The organism is Uliginosibacterium sp. H1, from assembly GCF_036017065.1.
In the GTDB taxonomy this organism is placed as follows: Bacteria; Pseudomonadota; Gammaproteobacteria; order Burkholderiales; family Rhodocyclaceae; genus Uliginosibacterium.
In genome coordinates, this window is sequence record NZ_JAYXHR010000002.1 from 365,338 (window position 1) to 382,106 (window position 16,769).

Genomic DNA, 16,769 nt, shown 5'->3' on the forward strand with positions numbered 1-16,769 from the left:
CGCCCCTCGCGACGAGGCGGGCCGGCCAGCCTCAGTTGGCGTAGCCGAGATAGAAGTAGGCCGCCCAGTTGCCGCCGTTGAAGTTCGTCCAGCCGGTGCCGAGATACAGCGGCCCCAGCAGGGTGTCGACGCCGACGAAAGCCGACGCGCCCGGCAGCCAGGCCGTGTCGCTGCGGGTCAGCGCCTGGTTCCAGACCTTGCCCATTTCCAGTGAGCCACCGAGGTAGGTGCCGCTGCCCAGGATGGGCAGCAGGGGCGCGATCTGGCGGTAGGCCATGACGCGGCCGAGCAGGCTGCGGTCGCCCAGCAACTGGTCGCTGGTAAGACCGGACAACTGCAGGAAGCCGCCCAGGGTGGCGATGGGGATTCCGACGTCGTCCTCGTTGCCCACGTTGCCCTTCAGCCGGACGGAGCCACGCACCGACCAGCGATCGAAGGTTTCCGCGACATCGCCGCTGACGTTCATGGTGCTGAGCCAGCCGGAGGCACGTTCGTCCTCGGTGAGGTAGGCATGCTGCAGGTGGCCGCCGAGGTAGTAGCCGCGACGGGGAAAGCGCGGGTTGTCCAGCTGGTCGAGCACGCCGCTGAAGCGCATGCCCCGGCTGGTGATGTCGATGTTGTCGTAGGTCAGGATGCCGATCTGCTGCTCGCTGATCGAGCGCTCCAGGAACGCCCCGGCGCGCAACTCGCCGTAGCGACCGAGCGACAGACCGAAGTCCTGCGACACGCCCACGCTGCTGACGCGGAACTCCAGCACGCGGCGCCCTTCATTGTTGTACACCTTGAGCAACTCGGAGCCGAGATAGCCGCCGGTGGCGCTGAACCAGGGCGAGTAGCCGAGGGGCTGGTAGAACTCGGTGTCGAGGCGGCTGTTCTGGCCCAGCCGCACGTCGTTGCGCCACTGCGCGCCCCAGCGGTTGAGCCAGGTCATCTGCAGGTTGCCGAGCAGGGCGAAGCTGGACGTGCCGTGCGAGTCCATGTCGAGCTCGAGGCCGAAGCGCAGGTAGTTGGGGCCGACGCTGCGCTCCACCGGCATCACGTCGGCCACGCGATGACCATCGTCGCCGCGCAGGAAGTAGTTGATGCGGTCGAAGTCGCCGCTGTCATACAGGCGGTCGAAACGCTTGAGCAACTCCTCCTGCGTCTTCGGCGGGTTGTCGCCTTCCAGCACTTCGCGCACGCGGTCGACCGGCACGAAACGCGTGCGCGCGATCTGGATCGCATCGTATTCGCGCGACACCGGCACCCGGGCGGCAATCTGCTCGCGCCAGCGGGCGTAGGCGCCGTCGTCGAGCGCCAGCTCCCGCAGCCGCGACTCCAGGGGCGCCACCGATTTGCGGCCGACCTCGACGATCGCTTTCGCTTCGCGGAAGCTGGCCGGCGAGTAGTCCTGCAGCGCCGGCTCGATCAGCACATCCTGCGGTCGCAGCAGCGCGCGCTGCTCGCGCACGTTGTGCCCGGTCGCGATCTGCATCGCCTGGGCGGCGACGTCGATCAGGGTCTTGATGTCCTCGGCCTTCAGCATCGGCGTACCGACATCCACCGCGATGATGACGTCGGCGCACTCCTTCAGATTGGCCACCGGCAGGTTGCGCACGAACATGCCGTCGATGTACTGGTGACCACCATCCTCCACCACGTCGAAGACGCCGGGCACGGCCATGCTGGCACGCAGTGCGACGGCCAGGTCGCCGCGCTTGAAGACATGCATCTCGCCGGTGATGAGGTCGGTCGCGACCGCCTCGAAGGGAATCGGCAGCTTGCTGAAGGAAGCGACGTCCACGTCGCGGGTGAGCTGGCGAAGGAAGCGGTCGATCTCCTGCGAGCCGATCACGCTGCGTGGCGCGCGTATGCCGTCCTCGTCCACGCCGAGGGTCATGTTGGCGAGGTTCTTGAAGTCGTCCCGCTTGTTGAGATAAGGCAGGTGCGTACGGTCCGGCGCGCCGGTCAGCATGCGGTTCCAGTCGGCGTCCTCGACCTGTCGCGCGATGTCGGGCACGGGCATGCCGGCCGCGTAGATGCCACCCACCAGTGCCCCCGCGCTGGTGCCTGCGATGCAGTCCACCGGCACGCGCAGGCGCTCCAGTTCGGAAAGCACGCCGATGTGCGCCAGCCCGCGGGCGCCGCCCCCGCCCAGCACCAGCCCGACACGCTGCCGGTCGGCCGCGGTCGCGGCGGTGGAAGCGAGGCTCAGCGCAAGCAGGCTGGCAGCGACGAAGCGTTTCATGGCGGCGCGGGCAGGGCGGGGATGATGTGGCGCTTATAGCATGGCGGCATGGTCTTTACATCGCAGGGGCCGGACTTACGGGCAGGGTAGGTAGTAGCCGCCGTCTGCGCGCCTCAAGGAACCGTCACCTCCACCGTTCTCAGGTCCGGTGAGCGCCGATCCTCCGGGAGAGACCATGCGCAGCCTGATCGCCCTCGTCCTGCTTGTTGTCGCCCTGCCGCTGGCGGCACTGGAACTCAGCGTGCCTGTCGGCAGCTATCACTTCGACCGCAGCCGGGACTGGCAGGAACAGAACTACGGCATCGGCATGGAGTACCGATCCTGGGTGGCCGGCTACTACCGCAACAGCTATGACAAGGACACGGTGTATGCCGGCTACGTGTGGCGGCCGCTGCAATGGGGCTGGCTGCGCGCCGGGCTGACCACCCTGCTGGCGAGCGGCTACGACAGCCCGGTGCTGGTGGTGCCCACCGTCAGCGTGGACGGCAAGTGGCTGGCAGCGGACTTCCTGATGGCACCGACGCTGGGCAAGGCCTCGGGTTTCGTCGGCATGCAGCTGCGGATCCCGCTACCCTTCCTTGCGGACTAGGCGCACCGGGACGGCGAGGTTGGCCCGCATGAGACTGCCGCGCATATCCGTGCGGTCGTCCCTTGCCGGCTGGTCTGGATGCGCGATGGATGGAATTGCCTGATGGGCCTGATGGGCCCGCATCACCATCGCCCGACTGTCGCCTGCGCCGCGCCAGGCACCGGATACGTCGCGCGGCTTGGCAGGCGGGTTGCCGGCGGCCGGCGGAAACTGCTCAATGAGGCGTTCGGCCAGGCTGCTGCGGTCCGCGGCGCGCTCCGCGCCGATCAGCACGGCCGCCACGGCAGCCACCAGCGCAAACGCCACCACCGGCCAGTGCCGGGTTGATCGCGCCGATTCGATCAACGGCGCATAGCCGGGATCCTGCGCCAGGCGCGGCTCGCGCCCGATGGCGGTCACCAGGTACTGCAGCTCCATGTCGAAACGTGCGCCGGACAACTCCACCGGCTGCAGGTCGGCCAGCGGCTTGAGGGGCACGGGCAACTCGAAGCGCGAGGGCATCGGCGTGCCATCGAGCAGCACCGGAATGACGTGCAGGCGATGCATCAGGCCGGCGAGAATTTCCTGCCGCACCGGGTCGTGGGGGTCGTCCACGCGACGCAGGCCGTAGCCGTTGCGACCCGCCAGCCAGCGCGGCCCGATCAGCACCAGCATGACGGCACAGTCGGCCAGGTGACGATGCAGCGCCGTGTGGCCGACGCCGGGCGACAGGTCGGGCGCCACGCGGTCGTCACCGATGGCGAAAGCCAGGGCCTCGGCCAGGCGGGCGGCCGGCCAGCGGGCATCCTCGCGACGGTAGTTGATGAAGATCTTGCCGGGCATGGCATGCCTCCCGGGGTGAGCGGAATGAAGGGACAGGACGGCCACCTTGCCGTCCGTGGACACACGATTTGATCTTAGGCGGCCATTCGCGAGGGCGCTTCTGCCCTGTAGGGCTGCCCCGCCTGCCCCGAAAGAAATAGCTTCCCGATCAGCCATTCCACTGATTGGGGAGATCGGCCTGTCAGCTCCGCTTGAAGCGCGCCAGGGTGAGCTCGCGCGCCACGGCGTGATCTACCAGCGGCGCGGGGTAGTCACGCCCGATGACGCAGCCGCATGCGCTTTGCTCCGAGGCCGGCATCTGCCACGGCGCATGGAGGTAGCGGTCCGGCACGCGGGCGAGTTCCGGCAGGTAGCGACGGATGAAGCGGCCCTGCGGGTCGAATTTCTCCGACTGGCTGAACGGATTGAAGATGCGGAAGTACGGTTGCGCGTCGCAGCCGGTGGACGCCGCCCACTGCCAGCCGCCGTTGTTGGCGGCCAGGTCGTAGTCGTTGAGATGCAGCGCGAAATAGCGCTCGCCACGCAGCCAGTGGATGCCGAGATCCTTGGTGAGGAAGCTGGCGACGATCATGCGCAGGCGGTTGTGCATGTAGCCGGTCTGGTTGATCTGGCGCATCGCCGCGTCGACGATCGGGTAGCCGGTGCGGGCCTCGCACCACGCGGCGAACAGGGCGTCGGCGTCACGGCCGGTTTCCCACGGGATGGCGTCGTACTCCGGCTTGAAGGCGTGATCCACCACCTGCGGGTGATGCCACAGGATCTGCTGGTAGAAGTCGCGCCACACCAGTTCGGACAGCCAGGTCTCGGCGCCTTCACCACCGACACGCCAGGCGTGGCCGGCCAGCTTGCGGATCGACAGCGTTCCGAAGCGCAGATGCACCGACAGGTAGGACACGCCTTTCACGGCCGGGAAATCGCGCGTGCGCTTGTAGTCGTCCATGCGGTGCACGAATTCGTCCCACAGCGCGAGGCCACCGCTCATGCCGGTGGGAATCTTCAGCTCACCCAGGTTGCTCGGCTCGAAGCCGAGTTCGGCCAGCGACGGCAGGCGTTCTGCGCCGGGCGGCGGTGCCAGCGCGGCGGCATGGGCCGCCACAGGATAGGGCCTGATGAAGAATTCCGACCCCGCCAGCTTGCGCAGCCAGGCATTCTTGTACGGCGTGAACACGCTGAAGGGTTTGCCCGCCTGGGTCAGCACTTCGTCGCGCTCGAAGATCACCTGGTCCTTGAAGCTGCGCAGGCTGCGCCCCATGTCCTTCAGGCGACCGGCGACCGCCTCGTCGCGCCGGATGGCCGCCGGTTCGTAATCGTGGTTGGCGTAGACCGCCTCCGCACCGAGCGCCTCGGCCAGCGCCGGGATTTCCGTCAGCGGATCGCCATGACGGACGAGCACCCCCCCACCCTGTTTGCGCAACGCCCGGTCCAGCTCGACCACGCTGGCGTGGATGAAATCCACCCGCCGGTCCCGGCGCGGCAGCTCGTCGAGAATCGTGCTGTCGAAGACGAACACGCAGAACACGCGTTCGTGCGCCTTGAGCGCGTGGTACAGCGCCGCATGGTCGTCGTTGCGCAGGTCGCGACGGAACCACACGAGGGCGGTGGAATCGGAGTGATCGGAGGCGCGGGTGTCGGAGCCAGGGGTCATTGCGATGGCCGACGCGGCAGCCGGCTGGACGAAACGGAGTGGGGCGCATTGCTGCGCAGCGTGCAGAAATATCGAATCGGGGGCCGCGGCCCCGCTAGAATCCTAACGTGCAGAACATGAACCTGACCCATCATTTCCTGATCGCCATGCCCGCCATGGCGGACCCGAACTTCGCCCGCAGCCTGATCTACCTGGCCGAGCACAATGACGACGGGGCGCTGGGCATCATCGTCAACCGCCCGATCGACATGACGCTGAAAGGCCTGTTCGACAGGGTGGAAGTCCCCATGGAAACGCCCCGCTTCGCCGACCTGCCGGTGTACTTCGGCGGCCCGGTGCAGACCGACCGCGGCTTCGTGCTGCATCGCCCGGCGGGCGAATGGCAGTCCAGCCTGAAGGTGAACGAGCAGATCGCCCTGACCAGCTCCAAGGACGTGCTGCACGCCATCGGCAGCGACGGCAAGCCGGAGGAGGTCATCATCACCCTCGGCTATTCCGGCTGGAGTGCCGGCCAGCTGGAGGACGAGCTGGCGCAGAACGCCTGGCTGACCGTGCAGGCAGACCCCGAGATCATCTTCCGCGAGGCCCCGGAGGACCGCCTGGCCGCCGCCATGCACCTGCTGGGCGTGGACTTCGCCAACCTGTCCGAAGTCGCCGGCCACGCCTGAGCGGTCGTGAGTACGACCACTCCGCTGCCGTCGCGCGGCACCGTTCTCGGTTTCGATTTCGGCACGGCGCGCATCGGCGTGGCCACCGGCGAGCTGGAAACCCGGCTGGCGCAGCCGCTGACGACGATCCAGGGTGAGGCGAACGAGCTGCGCTTCACGGCCATCGGCAAGCTGATCGCCGAATGGCGGCCGGTGGCCTTTGTGGTGGGCCTGCCCACCACGCTGGACGGCGCGGAGACCGACATGACGGCGCGCTGCCGGCGCTTCGCCAACCAGTTGCAGGGTCGTCTCAGCCTGCCGGTACACTTGTTCGACGAACGCCTCAGCTCCGCCGAGGCCGATGAAATGCTGCGCGAACTCAAGCACGACTGGCGCGCGCGCAAGCAGAATCTGGATGCACTGGCCGCACAGCGCATCCTGCAGAATTTCCTGGACTCCCTGCCATGACGACGACCACTTCCCTGCCCGACGGCGACCTCCTCTGCGACCAGCTGGCCGAGCAGATCCGCCCGCAACTGCAGCCCGGCACCGCGCTGGTGGGCATCCACACCGGCGGCGCCTGGCTGGCCGAGCGTCTTCATGCCGCGCTGGGCATCACGGTGCCGCTGGGCAGCATCGACGTGGCCTTCTACCGGGACGACTATGGCTCGCGCGGCCTGCACACCCGGCCGCAGAAGAGCGACATTCCCTTCGACGTCGAGGCGCACCCCATCATCCTGGTGGACGACGTGCTCTACACCGGCCGCACCACGCGTGCCGCGCTGAACGAGCTGTTCGACTACGGCCGCCCGCTACGCGTGGACCTCGCGGTGCTGATCGACCGCGGCGAACGCGAACTGCCCATCGCGCCGCGCTACTGTGCGCTCACGCTGACCGAGCCGCTCGCAGCCGGCCAGCACCTGCGCCTGCACAAGGGCGAGGACGGCGCGCTGGACCTCAGCATCGTCAGCCGCTGAAGCCGGGGTTCAACCCGGCTCCACCCTCACTCCGGCCGCGTCAGGGCTGATGCCCTGACGGCGCCTTCGTCGGCCAGCTCGTCACCTTGGCCAGGGCCACGTCCAGCGCGTCGCGCACCGGCCCGTAGCGCTCGCCCCAGGGGTCGTTTGCGTCGTCGCGCTGGTCGAAGAACAACGCGATGTCCACGTCCGGATTCGGCTGGTAGGCCACCACGAAGCTGCCCGGGATGCTGCCGTAGAACAGGTACAGGCAATGGCACGGGAAATCGCTCTTGCGCACGCCGCTGATCCAGTACGCCGACAGGAACTTCGAGTAGGCGCGCGCGGTGGCCTGCAACATGCCGGCCCCGCCGCCGCTCTCGATGTGGAAACCGCCGTAGGCCAGTGGCACGTTGAGCGGGCCGTTGTCATAGACGTTGCGGTACTGCCCCGGCTCGTTCGGCGTCGAATACCAGGGCTCGCGCGTGTCGAGGTCGGCCGTGCGGGTGCCGGCAAGCTTGATGTCGCTGGCGGCGATGCCCAGCGGCTGCAACACTGATTGCTGCAGGTAGGCGACATACGACTTGCCCGCCGCCTTCTCGATGACGGCGCCGAGCACCACGTAGCCGAAGTTGGAGTAGTGCTGCTGGCTGCCGGGCTCGAAGTCCAGGGTGCGGTTGCCGAGATGGTGGCGGAGGATGTCGTTGCGCGACGGCGGCGACGGCACGCCGAGGTTGGTGGCGACCAGTCGCACGTCGTCGGTCGGGTTGCCGGAGATCGATGCATTCAGGCCACCGGCGTGGTCCAGCAGGTGCTGCACGGTCACCTTTGCCAGGCGCGGATCGGGATTCACCAGCCCGGTGACGGTCAGGATGCAACGGCTCTGCCCGCTGATGCAGAACACCGGATCGCTGAGCCGCAGCCTGCCCTCGCGCTCCAGGGCGTAGACCTGCGCGTTGGTCAGCATCTTGGTCAGGCTCGCCAGGCGGAAACTGCCGCCGTAGCCCATCCTGGTCTTGCAGGCGTTGTCCTGCCAGCCGTAGCCGCGCTCCAGCACCACCGTGCCCTTGTAGCGCACCACCAGGTTGGCAGCGGGGATCTGGCGGTCGCGGATGAAGGTCTTCACCGCGCCGTCGATGGATTTCAGCGCGTCCACGTAGGTACCGGTCGCCGCCAGCGACTTGCTGACCCAGCACGGCGTCGTGGCGGCGGCCGTCGCGGACAGCGCAGTGTCCGTGCCGGCCACCATCGGGGCGACGCGGGCGGTGGCGGCCGGAGGCGCGGATGAGGCCGCCGGCGCCGGTGGCACCCGCCAGGGGGCGGGGCCGCTGAGGCTGCCGCGCGGGGTGACGATCACGTCGGCGGCCCAGGCCGGGGACGCCGCCACGAAGGCGACGAGGGCGAACGCTGAGAGGTGCTGCATGGTGCTGCTCCTTGCTGCGGGGGGAAACCTGCTCCCCACCCTCCCCGCAGGCGCCGCCTGAAGCGGTCTCTGTCCGGCTTTGACTACACGTTTACCCTTATTTTGTGCAACGCAGCATGCGCGTCGATGAATTTTGCTTTGCGACCACTCGTTCTGCCCGACAGTACAGTCAGGCCCGTCGCGTTGTCTGACAGCGACAGCGGCCGCGACGACAGGGAGACAGACAAAAGCAGGCGCAACCGGGGTGCGGCGAGGGGGTGCTTGTGGGACAATTCGCGCCGCGCAGCGGCCGGCGTTGCGCGACCGCCCGGGGTGCCGGTCCGGGCGCTCCGACAGGGACATCCATGCACAACCCGCAGTTGAACAAGCACGGCGAGCTGCAGCACCTGCTCACGCTCGACGGCCTGCCCAAGGCCATCCTTTCCCAGATCCTCGACATCGCGGCGCCGTTCACCGAAGTGGCCGAGCGCGAAGTCAAGAAACTCCCCCTCCTTCGCGGCAAGAGCGTGTTCAACCTGTTCTTCGAGAACAGCACGCGTACCCGCACCACCTTCGAGATCGCGGCCAAACGCCTGTCGGCCGACGTGATCAACCTCAACGTGTCGACCAGCTCCACCGCCAAGGGCGAGACCCTGCTGGACACGGTGGACAACCTGTGTGCGATGCAGGCCGACATGTTCGTGGTGCGCCACGCTTCGAGCGGCGCGCCCTACCTGATCGCCGAGCACCTGCAGCGCACCGGCCGCGACCACATCCACGTGGTGAACGCCGGCGATGGCCGCCATGCCCACCCCACGCAGGGGCTGCTGGACATGTACACCATCCGCCACTACAAGCGCGACTTCACCAACCTCACGGTGGCGGTGGTGGGCGACGTGCTGCACTCCCGCGTGGCGCGCAGCGAGATCGCCGCGCTGACGACGCTGGGCGTGCCGGAGATCCGCGTCATCGGCCCCAAGACCCTGCTGCCCACCGACATCCACCGCATGGGCGTGCAGGTCTATCACGACATGCGTGAAGGGCTGAAAGGCGTGGATGTGGTGATGATGCTGCGCCTGCAGAACGAGCGCATGAACGGCGCCCTGCTGCCGTCCAGCCAGGAGTACTTCAAGTTCTACGGCCTCACCCAGGACAAGCTGGCGCTGGCCAAGCCGGATGCCATCGTGCTGCACCCCGGCCCGATGAACCGCGGCGTCGAGATCGACTCCGCCGTGGCCGACGGCGGTAATGCCGTGATCCTGCCGCAGGTGACCTTCGGCATCGCCGTTCGCATGGCGGTCATGTCGATGCTGGCGGGGAGCTGAACAGAATGCACATCCATATCCAGAACGGCCGCGTCATCGACCCGGCGAACAATGTCGACGCGAAGCAGGACGTCTTCATCGTCGACGACAAGATCGCCGCACTCGGTCAGGCGCCCTCGGGCTTCAAGGCAGACAAGGTGATCGATGCCAGCGGCCTCGTCGTGGCACCCGGCCTCATCGACCTCGCCGCGCGCCTGCGTGAGCCCGGCTTCGAATACCGCGCCACGCTGGAATCCGAGATGCAGGCGGCGATGGCCGGCGGCATCACCAGCCTGGCCTGCCCGCCGGACACCGATCCGGTGCTGGACGAGCCCGGCCTGGTCGAGATGCTGTGCTTCCGCGCCAAGAACCTGAACTGCGCGCACGTCTACCCCGTGGGCGCGCTGACCACCAAGCTGGAAGGCAAGCGCATCACCGAGATGGCCGAGCTGGTCGAGGCAGGTTGCGTGGCCTTCAGCCAGGCCAACACGCCCATCGTCGACACCCAGGTGCTGATGCGCGCCATGCAGTACGCCGCCACCTTCGGCTTCCGCGTCTGGCTGCAGGCCATCGACCCCTACCTGTCGCGCGGCGGCATGGCGCACGACGGCGAAGTGGCTTCGCGCATGGGCCTGGCCGGCATCCCGGTGGAAGCCGAGACCGTCGCGCTGGATGCCTACCTGCGCCTGGCGAAGAACACCGGCGTGAAACTGCACGTCACCCGCCTGTCATCCGCCGCCGGGCTGGAGGCGATCGACCGTGCCCGTGCCGAAGGGCTGGACGTCACCTGTGACGTCGGCGTGCATTACCTGCACCTGTCCGACATGGACATCGGCTACTTCAACCCGCAGTGCTACGTGGTGCCGCCACTGCGCAGCCAGCGCGACCGCGACGCCCTGCGCCGCGGCCTCGCCGACGGTCGCGTCAATGCCGTGTGTTCCGACCACACGCCGGTGGACGACGACGCCAAGCAGGCGCCCTTCGCCGAGAGCGAGCCGGGCATGACCGGGCTGGAACTGCTGCTGCCGCTGACGCTGAAGTGGGCGAAGGAGCAGGGCGTGTCGCTGCCGCAGGCGCTGTCGCGGGTGACCGCGGATGCCGCCCGCATCATGGGCATCACCAAGGCCGGCCACCTGCAGCCCGGTGCCCGCGCCGACGTGTGCATCTTCGACCCCGACACGCTGCAGACGGTCAGCCGCGAGCAGCTGCGCAGCCAGGGCAAGAACACGCCCTTCCTCGGCTTCGAGCTGCCGGGCATCGTGCGTTACACGCTGGTCGAAGGCCGCGTGATGTTCGGCGGCTGAGCCGGCGTCATCGCATCGGGTGCGGACCAACACGGCGGCCGGAGTGACGACTGGCCGCAGAGAATGAAACCGGCCGGTTCCATCCGGCCGTTTTTCATGGGCGAGAACGCCAGGGGTCCGCGGATTGGCGATTGCTCAGCCCGGCTCTGCGAACACCGCACCCTGGGTGCGGCCGTGTTCCGTCGTGGCGTCATAACGGCGGTCGCGCTCGGCGTACTCCGCGATCGTCTTCTTGCCCGTCTCGTTGGCCCGGGCTTCCAGTTGCTTGCAGTCGTCCATCTCCGGCAGCGCTGCGAGACGCCAGTCGAGCGTCAACCCGGCCTCCTTGCCGATCGCCTGGTGGCCGCGCTCGTGGGTCTTCAATGCGGGCAGGAAACGGTCGAAGGCCTGCTGCTGCGCCGACGTTCCACCGACCAGCCTGGGCAAGGTGATGAGGGTCGTGACCATCACCGTGCGCTTGGTGATGCGGCAACGTCCGCTGGCCTGCACGGCGGTGGCGATCCGCCACTCGATGGTCCATTTGGTGTTGCCATGGAATACCTTGCCGTCGCGCTTCACCGGCGAGGCCGCGTTGAGCGCCGCCAGCGCCGTGCTGCCCGGCGTCACCGTGGCGGTGTAGAAATCCTCGTCGACGAACTCGGTGAGGTCGGCGCGGGCCACGCGTGGCAGGCTGGCCAGGACGAGCACGGCCATCACCGCGCGCATCTTCTGCCGGACGTGTTTCGGGAAAGGGGACAGCATGGGTCGTTTCCGTTTTTCAGGGCCACCGGGCGGAGGTTGATGCGTCAGTCGCAGCCGAGGGGCTGATCAGCATCGTCCGACACAGCTCCGGGTTGCGCATGTTGCATGCTGGAAGCGCGAGCCGTCCATCGCCGACTTGCGGTGTCAGCCTGCCGCCTGCCACGGCCGTTGTCATCGGCGCTACCGCCATCCAGGAGAAAACCATGATTACAAAAATCCTGTGCGCTGCCAGCCTGGCAGCCCTCACCTTACAGGCCTCCGCCGCCGACGTGGGCGTGTCGATCAGTGTCGGCGAGCCGGGTTTCTACGGCCGCATCGACATCGGCGATTATCCCCGTCCGCGCGTCATCTACGCCGAGCCCGTCATCATCCAGCCAGTGCCGGCCGGCGTGGTGTACCGGCCGGTCTACCTCCACGTCCCGCCCGGTCACGCCAAGAACTGGCGCAAGCACTGCAAGCACTACGACGCCTGTGGCCGCCCGGTCTACTTCGTGGAGGAGCGCTGGTACAGCGACGTCTACGTGCCGGCCTACCATGAGAAACACCACGGCCCCAAGGGACACGGCAAGCCGCACCCGCACGAGAAAGGCCACGGCAAGGGCGAGAAGGGCAAGGGTCACAAGGACTGAGCCGCAACCTTGGGCACACGCCCGCCGGGCCAGCCGTAAATGATGAAGGCCCGCTACCTCGGTAGCGGGCCTTCCGTTCGTGCAAACGGCTATCGTCAGGCTGCGGCGGCCACCGGCTCCGGCGTGCGGATCAGGTAGTCGAACGCGGACAGCGCGGCCTTGGCCCCTTCACCCGTGGCGATGATGATCTGCTTGTACGGCACCGTCGTCACGTCACCCGCGGCGAACACACCGGGAATGTTGGTGTGGCACTTGTCGTCGATGATGATCTCGCCGAAGCGGGACAGCTCCACCGTGCCCTTCAGGAAGTCGGTGTTGGGCACCAGGCCGATCTGCACGAACACACCTTCCAGTTCCACGTGCTTCGCCTCGCCGTTGGTACGGTCGGTGAAGCGGATGCCGTTGAGCTTCGTACCGTCGCCGGTCAGCTCGGTGGTCTGCGCCATGGTGTGGATCGTGACGTTGGGCAGGCTCTTCAGCTTGCTCACCAGCACCGCATCGGCCTTCAGTTGCTCGCCGAATTCCAGCAAGGTCACGTGGGCGACGATGCCGGCGAGGTCGATCGCCGCCTCGACGCCGGAGTTGCCGCCGCCGATCACCGCCACGCGCTTGCCTTTGAACAACGGGCCGTCGCAGTGCGGGCAGTAGGCCACGCCCTTGTTCTTGTACTCCTGCTCGCCGGGCACGCCGACGTTCCTCCAGCGCGCGCCGGTACTCAGGATGACGCTGCGGCTCTTCAGGGTGCCGCCGTTTTCCAGTTCAACGGTGATGAAGCCGCCTTCCTCGCTGGCCGGAACGATCTTCTTCGCGCGCTGCAGGTTCATGATGTCCACGTCGTAGGCACGCACGTGCGACTCCAGCGCAGCGGCGAACTTCGGCCCTTCGGTTTCCATGACGGAGACGAAGTTCTCGATCGCCAGCGTGTCGTTCACCTGGCCACCGAAGCGCTCGGCGGCGATGCCGGTGCGGATGCCCTTGCGTGCGGCATACACCGCGGCCGCGGCACCGGCCGGGCCACCGCCGACGATCAGCACGTCGAAGGCGTCACGGGCAGACAGCTTGGCGGCGTCACGCGCAGCCGCACCGGTATCCAGCTTGGCGATCAGTTCTTCCACCGTCACGCGGCCGGAATTGAAGTGCTGGCCATTCAGGAACACGCTGGGCACGGCCATCACGTCGCGCTCGGTCACCTCCGCCTGGAACAGGCCACCGTCGATGATGGTGGTCTTCACCTTCGGGTTGTAGATGGCCATCAGCGACAGGGCCTGCACCACGTCCGGACAGTTGTGGCAGGACAGCGACATGTAGACCTCGAAGTTGTAGTCACCGTCGAGCGACTTGATCTGCTCGATGACCTCGGGCTCCACCTTGGGCGGATGACCGCCGGTCCACAACAGCGCCAGCACCAGCGAGGTGAACTCGTGGCCGAGCGGAATCGCCGCAAAGCGCAGGCTGTTCGTCGCGCCGGCACGTTGCAGGGTGAAGGACGGACGGCGCGCATCCTGGCCATCGGTGCGCAGCGTGATCTTGTCGCTCATCGCATCGATGTCCTGCAGCAGGCCCAGCAGCTCGCGCGAGGATTCGCCGTCATCCAGCGAAGCGACGATCTCGAAGGGCAGGGTCACGCGCTGCAGATAGGCGGCGAGTTGTTCCTTGAGGGCTGCGTCCAGCATGGTGCTTCCTTTCATGTGTCACACCACCTCGTGAGCGGTGCGTTGAAAAAACGAACGGGGCTTCGTTGAAAGCGCTCCAGGTCCGGCGCACTTTCAGCGAAACCCCGAGGGGTTCGCCGTACTGCGGTGATTCGATGCCAGAGACCGTCGCGAGCGGCCCGAGGTCGAAACGAGGAGCGGAAGCGTACAAGTCGTACGCTGAGCACCGCAGTTTCGAGATCGGGTCGCGCAGTAGGTCTATGGCGTCGAATCAGATCTTGCCGACCAGGTCGAGCGACGGAGCGATCGTCTTCGCGCCATCGTTCCACTTGGCCGGGCAGACTTCACCCGGGTGAGCGGCGGTGTACTGGGCAGCCTTCAGCTTGCGCAGGGTTTCCTTCACGTCACGGGCGATTTCGTTGGAGTGGATTTCCAGGGTCTTGATGACGCCGTCCGGGTTCACCACGAAGGTGCCGCGCAGGGACAGGCCTTCTTCCGGAATGTGCACGCCGAAGGCGTTGGTCAGCACGTGCGTGGGGTCGCCCACCAGCGGGAACTTGGCCTTGCCGACAGCCGGCGAGGTCTCGTGCCACACCTTGTGCGAGAAATGCGTGTCGGTGGTGACGATGTACACCTCGGCACCCAGCTTCTGGAACTCGGCGTAGTTCTCGGCAGCGTCTTCGACTTCGGTCGGGCAGTTGAAGGTGAAGGCGGCCGGCATGAAGATCAGCACGGACCACTTGCCCTTCAGCGTCTGCTCGGTGACTTCGACGAACTTGCCGTTGTGGAAGGCCTGGGTCTTGAACGCGGGGACTTGGGTGTTGATCAAGGACATTTCACTTCTCCTGTTTGAAAGGGTGGGGTCGTAAGACGGATTGAATGCTACCCGCCGGTGCTTGATAGCTCCAATTGATTGATGGCATTCACTGGATTGACTTTGGCTATTGACGGCCACGTCGCCGCAAAGCCCGCCGCACCCGGGCTTCCCGCCGGGTCCGCCGGCCCGGTCGGGGCTGCCAGCCTGACATAAAAGCGTTGAAGGAGTGCGACGGCGCCAGGCGTTGAAGCACAACGAGCCCGGCCGGGCTCTCAGTGTTTATAGGCCGCGTCACAGCTTTCCGCCCCGGGTTTGCACCCCCGCCCGCCTGCGCGACAATCCGTTTCCCTGTCGCCCACCGCGTTGCCGCTCCCGCCATGAAGAAGATGACCTACGAGGCCTACCTCGACGAAGTGACCACCCTGATCGTCGAGAAGTACGACCTGCCGGACAACGAAGCGATCCGCATCGTGATGGCCGCGCAGGCAGCCGAGTACTTCAGCCCGCACGACGACGACCCGGCCCTGCGCACGCTGGACCGCGCCCACGAAGACGCCCGCGCCGTCTACAAGCAGTACGGCAAGGGCAAGGCCTGAGCTTGGCGAACGCCGACGACCCGCTGCGCGCCCTCAGCCGGACCACGCTGGCGCACTACGACCAGAACGCCGAGGGCTTCTGGGAAGGCACGCGCGACCACGATGTCAGCCAGAACATCGCCGCCCTGCTGGACGCCATCGGCCAGCCGGCACCCTGCACCATCCTCGATTTCGGCTGTGGCCCCGGCCGCGACCTCAAGGCCTTCCGCGACGCTGGCCACATCGCCGTGGGGCTGGACGGCGCCCGCCACTTCGTCGACATGGCCCGCGCGCACAGTGGCTGCGAAGTGCTGCACCAGGACTTCCTCGCGCTGGACCTGCCGAGCGCGCGCTTCGACGGCGTGTTCGCCAATGCCTCGCTGTTCCACGTGCCCTCACAGGCACTGCCGGATGTACTGCGGGCCTTGTACGCCACGCTGAAACCCGGCGGCGTGCTGTTCAGCTCCAACCCGCGCGGCGACAACCGCGAAGGCTGGTCGGGCGAACGCTACGGCGTATGGCACGACCTCGCCGGGTGGACGCGCTACATGGAAACGGCGGGCTTCGTGGCGCTCTCCCACTACTACCGGCCGGATGGCCTGCCACGCGCGCAGCAGCCCTGGCTGGCCAGCCTGTGGCGCCGGCCGTCGTGATGCGCCGGGGCCGACGACACCTCAGTCCTTGGTCAGCGTCCGCAGGATGTCCGCATACCAGGCGCAATTGAGGCCCAGGGCCTCGTCCTGCAGCAGGTCGCGGCCCACGTCCAGGCGGGCGGAATGCACCCCGAGCAAGAGCCAAGGAAAACCCTCCTCCCCGCACGGGCGACGGCCGCGCATGACCACCGGCGCACCGCTGGTGCCGCGATGGGTGCGCGCATCGGTCAGGAAGTAGCCCTTGCCCTGGAAGCGCAGGCCGAAGGAGGAGGCGTTGACCGCGTGGCGCACCACCGGCAGGTGGTGCAGGGTGTCGTGGAAGCCCAGGGGGAAGCCCACCACCAGCAGGGATGAGCCCAGCTCCACCTCCTGCGGCAGGCACTCCAGCTGCGCCATGCCGAAGGCACGATAGGCCGCTGTCGCCGGCAGCGCGCCGCGTTCCAGTTCGATGACGGCCACGTCGATGTCGCCCCCGCCATCACCCCCTTGCCGCCAGATGCTGCGGCCGTGCCGGTACAGCGGGATGGAAAAGCCGGTGGATGCCGCCATGTTGTGGGCGCTGGTGTGCATCTCGATCTCGATCCGGTCCGGGTGGTGGCCACTGGCTTCATCCACCAGCACGTGACGGCTGGTCACCAGGAACAGGCGTGTGTCGCGCTCGAAGAAGAAGCCGCTGGCGCAGGTCAGCAGGGACCCGCCGGCAAAGGTGGATACGCGTGCTGCGGCCAGCAGCAGGGGATCGATCATGGGGCGTTACCGCGGGGATGCCGCGCGGACGCGCAGCAGGAGGGCAGGGGAGGACGTGC

Annotated in this window: 17 protein-coding genes; 9 read left to right on the plus strand and 8 right to left on the minus strand. The window is 67.3% G+C overall.

Annotation, left to right across the window (positions count from 1 at the left end; translation table 11 throughout):
• Window positions 1-31 precede the first annotated feature (31 nt).
• The gene (locus VVD47_RS11250; protein ID WP_327603556.1) at window positions 32-2,227 is read right to left on the minus strand and encodes a patatin-like phospholipase family protein; all 2,196 of its coding nucleotides are present in this window, start codon (window positions 2,225-2,227) and stop codon (window positions 32-34) included.
• A 175-nt stretch (window positions 2,228-2,402) separates the two neighbouring features.
• On the opposite strand from VVD47_RS11250, the gene VVD47_RS11255 reads away from it, so the two are divergent.
• On the plus strand, window positions 2,403-2,816 hold the full coding sequence (locus VVD47_RS11255; protein WP_327603557.1) for a hypothetical protein: 414 nt from the start codon (window positions 2,403-2,405) through the stop codon (window positions 2,814-2,816).
• Here VVD47_RS11255 and VVD47_RS11260 read toward each other — a convergent pair.
• Together VVD47_RS11260 and VVD47_RS11265 are read right to left on the minus strand one after the other, a co-directional pair.
• Window positions 2,796-3,638 (minus strand): toll/interleukin-1 receptor domain-containing protein, encoded by an 843-nt coding sequence (locus VVD47_RS11260; protein WP_327603558.1) that lies wholly within the window; start codon window positions 3,636-3,638, stop codon window positions 2,796-2,798. The genes VVD47_RS11255 and VVD47_RS11260 overlap by 21 nt on opposite strands.
• 181 nt (window positions 3,639-3,819) lie before the next feature.
• Entirely contained in the window at window positions 3,820-5,283 is a 1,464-nt protein-coding gene (locus tag VVD47_RS11265) for a cryptochrome/photolyase family protein (protein ID WP_327603559.1), read from the minus strand.
• Between the two features lie 116 nt (window positions 5,284-5,399).
• Between VVD47_RS11265 and VVD47_RS11270 the strand changes: the two genes are divergently transcribed.
• Genes VVD47_RS11270 through pyrR form a run of 3 tightly spaced genes read left to right on the plus strand, consistent with a single transcriptional unit; the run spans window position 5,400 to window position 6,907 of the window.
• A complete protein-coding gene (locus tag VVD47_RS11270) occupies window positions 5,400-5,951 on the plus strand; it encodes a YqgE/AlgH family protein (protein ID WP_327603560.1) in 552 nt (183 codons plus the stop codon).
• A 6-nt stretch (window positions 5,952-5,957) separates the two neighbouring features.
• A complete protein-coding gene (gene ruvX, locus VVD47_RS11275) occupies window positions 5,958-6,398 on the plus strand; it encodes a Holliday junction resolvase RuvX (RefSeq protein WP_327603561.1) in 441 nt (146 codons plus the stop codon).
• The gene (gene pyrR, locus VVD47_RS11280; RefSeq protein ID WP_327603562.1) at window positions 6,395-6,907 is read left to right on the plus strand and encodes a bifunctional pyr operon transcriptional regulator/uracil phosphoribosyltransferase PyrR; all 513 of its coding nucleotides are present in this window, start codon (window positions 6,395-6,397) and stop codon (window positions 6,905-6,907) included. Before ruvX ends, pyrR begins: the two co-directional genes overlap by 4 nt.
• A gap of 40 nt (window positions 6,908-6,947) precedes the next feature.
• On the opposite strand, the gene VVD47_RS11285 is transcribed toward pyrR, so the two are convergent.
• Complete coding sequence (locus VVD47_RS11285) at window positions 6,948-8,309, minus strand: serine hydrolase domain-containing protein (RefSeq protein WP_327603563.1); 1,362 nt, start codon at window positions 8,307-8,309, stop codon at window positions 6,948-6,950.
• A 344-nt stretch (window positions 8,310-8,653) separates the two neighbouring features.
• Here VVD47_RS11285 and VVD47_RS11290 point away from each other — a divergent pair, with 344 nt between their 5' ends.
• The gene (locus VVD47_RS11290) at window positions 8,654-9,613 is read left to right on the plus strand and encodes an aspartate carbamoyltransferase catalytic subunit (protein ID WP_327603564.1); all 960 of its coding nucleotides are present in this window, start codon (window positions 8,654-8,656) and stop codon (window positions 9,611-9,613) included.
• A gap of 5 nt (window positions 9,614-9,618) precedes the next feature.
• Window positions 9,619-10,896, plus strand: a complete 1,278-nt coding sequence (locus VVD47_RS11295; protein WP_327603565.1) for a dihydroorotase — start codon at window positions 9,619-9,621, stop codon at window positions 10,894-10,896.
• Window positions 10,897-11,031: 135 nt separating this feature from the next.
• On the opposite strand, the gene VVD47_RS11300 is transcribed toward VVD47_RS11295, so the two are convergent.
• Complete coding sequence (locus VVD47_RS11300) at window positions 11,032-11,637, minus strand: DUF922 domain-containing protein (protein ID WP_327603566.1); 606 nt, start codon at window positions 11,635-11,637, stop codon at window positions 11,032-11,034.
• 203 nt (window positions 11,638-11,840) lie between these two features.
• On the opposite strand from VVD47_RS11300, the gene VVD47_RS11305 reads away from it, so the two are divergent.
• Window positions 11,841-12,266: a hypothetical protein gene (locus VVD47_RS11305; RefSeq protein WP_327603567.1), complete on the plus strand. Its 426-nt coding sequence runs from the start codon at window positions 11,841-11,843 to the stop codon at window positions 12,264-12,266.
• Window positions 12,267-12,361: 95 nt separating this feature from the next.
• On the opposite strand, the gene ahpF is transcribed toward VVD47_RS11305, so the two are convergent.
• Window positions 12,362-13,939: an alkyl hydroperoxide reductase subunit F gene (gene ahpF, locus VVD47_RS11310; protein WP_327604643.1), complete on the minus strand. Its 1,578-nt coding sequence runs from the start codon at window positions 13,937-13,939 to the stop codon at window positions 12,362-12,364.
• Between the two features lie 250 nt (window positions 13,940-14,189).
• Window positions 14,190-14,753, minus strand: coding sequence for an alkyl hydroperoxide reductase subunit C (gene ahpC, locus VVD47_RS11315; protein WP_327603568.1), 564 nt, complete (start codon window positions 14,751-14,753; stop codon window positions 14,190-14,192).
• Between the two features lie 359 nt (window positions 14,754-15,112).
• Between ahpC and VVD47_RS11320 the strand changes: the two genes are divergently transcribed.
• The gene (locus VVD47_RS11320) at window positions 15,113-15,331 is read left to right on the plus strand and encodes a hypothetical protein (protein WP_443080982.1); all 219 of its coding nucleotides are present in this window, start codon (window positions 15,113-15,115) and stop codon (window positions 15,329-15,331) included.
• A 2-nt stretch (window positions 15,332-15,333) separates the two neighbouring features.
• The gene (locus VVD47_RS11325; protein WP_327603569.1) at window positions 15,334-15,963 is read left to right on the plus strand and encodes a class I SAM-dependent methyltransferase; all 630 of its coding nucleotides are present in this window, start codon (window positions 15,334-15,336) and stop codon (window positions 15,961-15,963) included.
• A gap of 21 nt (window positions 15,964-15,984) precedes the next feature.
• On the opposite strand, the gene VVD47_RS11330 is transcribed toward VVD47_RS11325, so the two are convergent.
• On the minus strand, window positions 15,985-16,710 hold the full coding sequence (locus tag VVD47_RS11330; RefSeq protein ID WP_327603570.1) for a trypsin-like peptidase domain-containing protein: 726 nt from the start codon (window positions 16,708-16,710) through the stop codon (window positions 15,985-15,987).
• Between the last annotated feature and the right edge of the window lie 59 nt (window positions 16,711-16,769).

Excerpts from the sequence above, each read along its gene's own strand:
- VVD47_RS11250 (WP_327603556.1), bottom strand. The coding sequence starts at position 2,227 with ATGAAACGCTTCGTCGCTGCCAGCCTGCTTGCGCTGAGCCTCGCTTCC.
- VVD47_RS11255 (WP_327603557.1), top strand. The coding sequence starts at position 2,403 with ATGCGCAGCCTGATCGCCCTCGTCCTGCTTGTTGTCGCCCTGCCGCTG.
- VVD47_RS11260 (WP_327603558.1), bottom strand. The coding sequence starts at position 3,638 with ATGCCCGGCAAGATCTTCATCAACTACCGTCGCGAGGATGCCCGCTGG.
- VVD47_RS11265 (WP_327603559.1), bottom strand. The coding sequence starts at position 5,283 with ATGACCCCTGGCTCCGACACCCGCGCCTCCGATCACTCCGATTCCACC.
- VVD47_RS11270 (WP_327603560.1), top strand. The coding sequence starts at position 5,400 with ATGAACCTGACCCATCATTTCCTGATCGCCATGCCCGCCATGGCGGAC.
- pyrR (WP_327603562.1), top strand. The coding sequence starts at position 6,395 with ATGACGACGACCACTTCCCTGCCCGACGGCGACCTCCTCTGCGACCAG.
- VVD47_RS11285 (WP_327603563.1), bottom strand. The coding sequence starts at position 8,309 with ATGCAGCACCTCTCAGCGTTCGCCCTCGTCGCCTTCGTGGCGGCGTCC.
- VVD47_RS11290 (WP_327603564.1), top strand. The coding sequence starts at position 8,654 with ATGCACAACCCGCAGTTGAACAAGCACGGCGAGCTGCAGCACCTGCTC.
- VVD47_RS11295 (WP_327603565.1), top strand. The coding sequence starts at position 9,619 with ATGCACATCCATATCCAGAACGGCCGCGTCATCGACCCGGCGAACAAT.
- VVD47_RS11300 (WP_327603566.1), bottom strand. The coding sequence starts at position 11,637 with ATGCTGTCCCCTTTCCCGAAACACGTCCGGCAGAAGATGCGCGCGGTG.
- VVD47_RS11305 (WP_327603567.1), top strand. The coding sequence starts at position 11,841 with ATGATTACAAAAATCCTGTGCGCTGCCAGCCTGGCAGCCCTCACCTTA.
- ahpF (WP_327604643.1), bottom strand. The coding sequence starts at position 13,939 with ATGCTGGACGCAGCCCTCAAGGAACAACTCGCCGCCTATCTGCAGCGC.
- ahpC (WP_327603568.1), bottom strand. The coding sequence starts at position 14,753 with ATGTCCTTGATCAACACCCAAGTCCCCGCGTTCAAGACCCAGGCCTTC.
- VVD47_RS11320 (WP_443080982.1), top strand. The coding sequence starts at position 15,113 with ATGAAGAAGATGACCTACGAGGCCTACCTCGACGAAGTGACCACCCTG.
- VVD47_RS11330 (WP_327603570.1), bottom strand. The coding sequence starts at position 16,710 with ATGATCGATCCCCTGCTGCTGGCCGCAGCACGCGTATCCACCTTTGCC.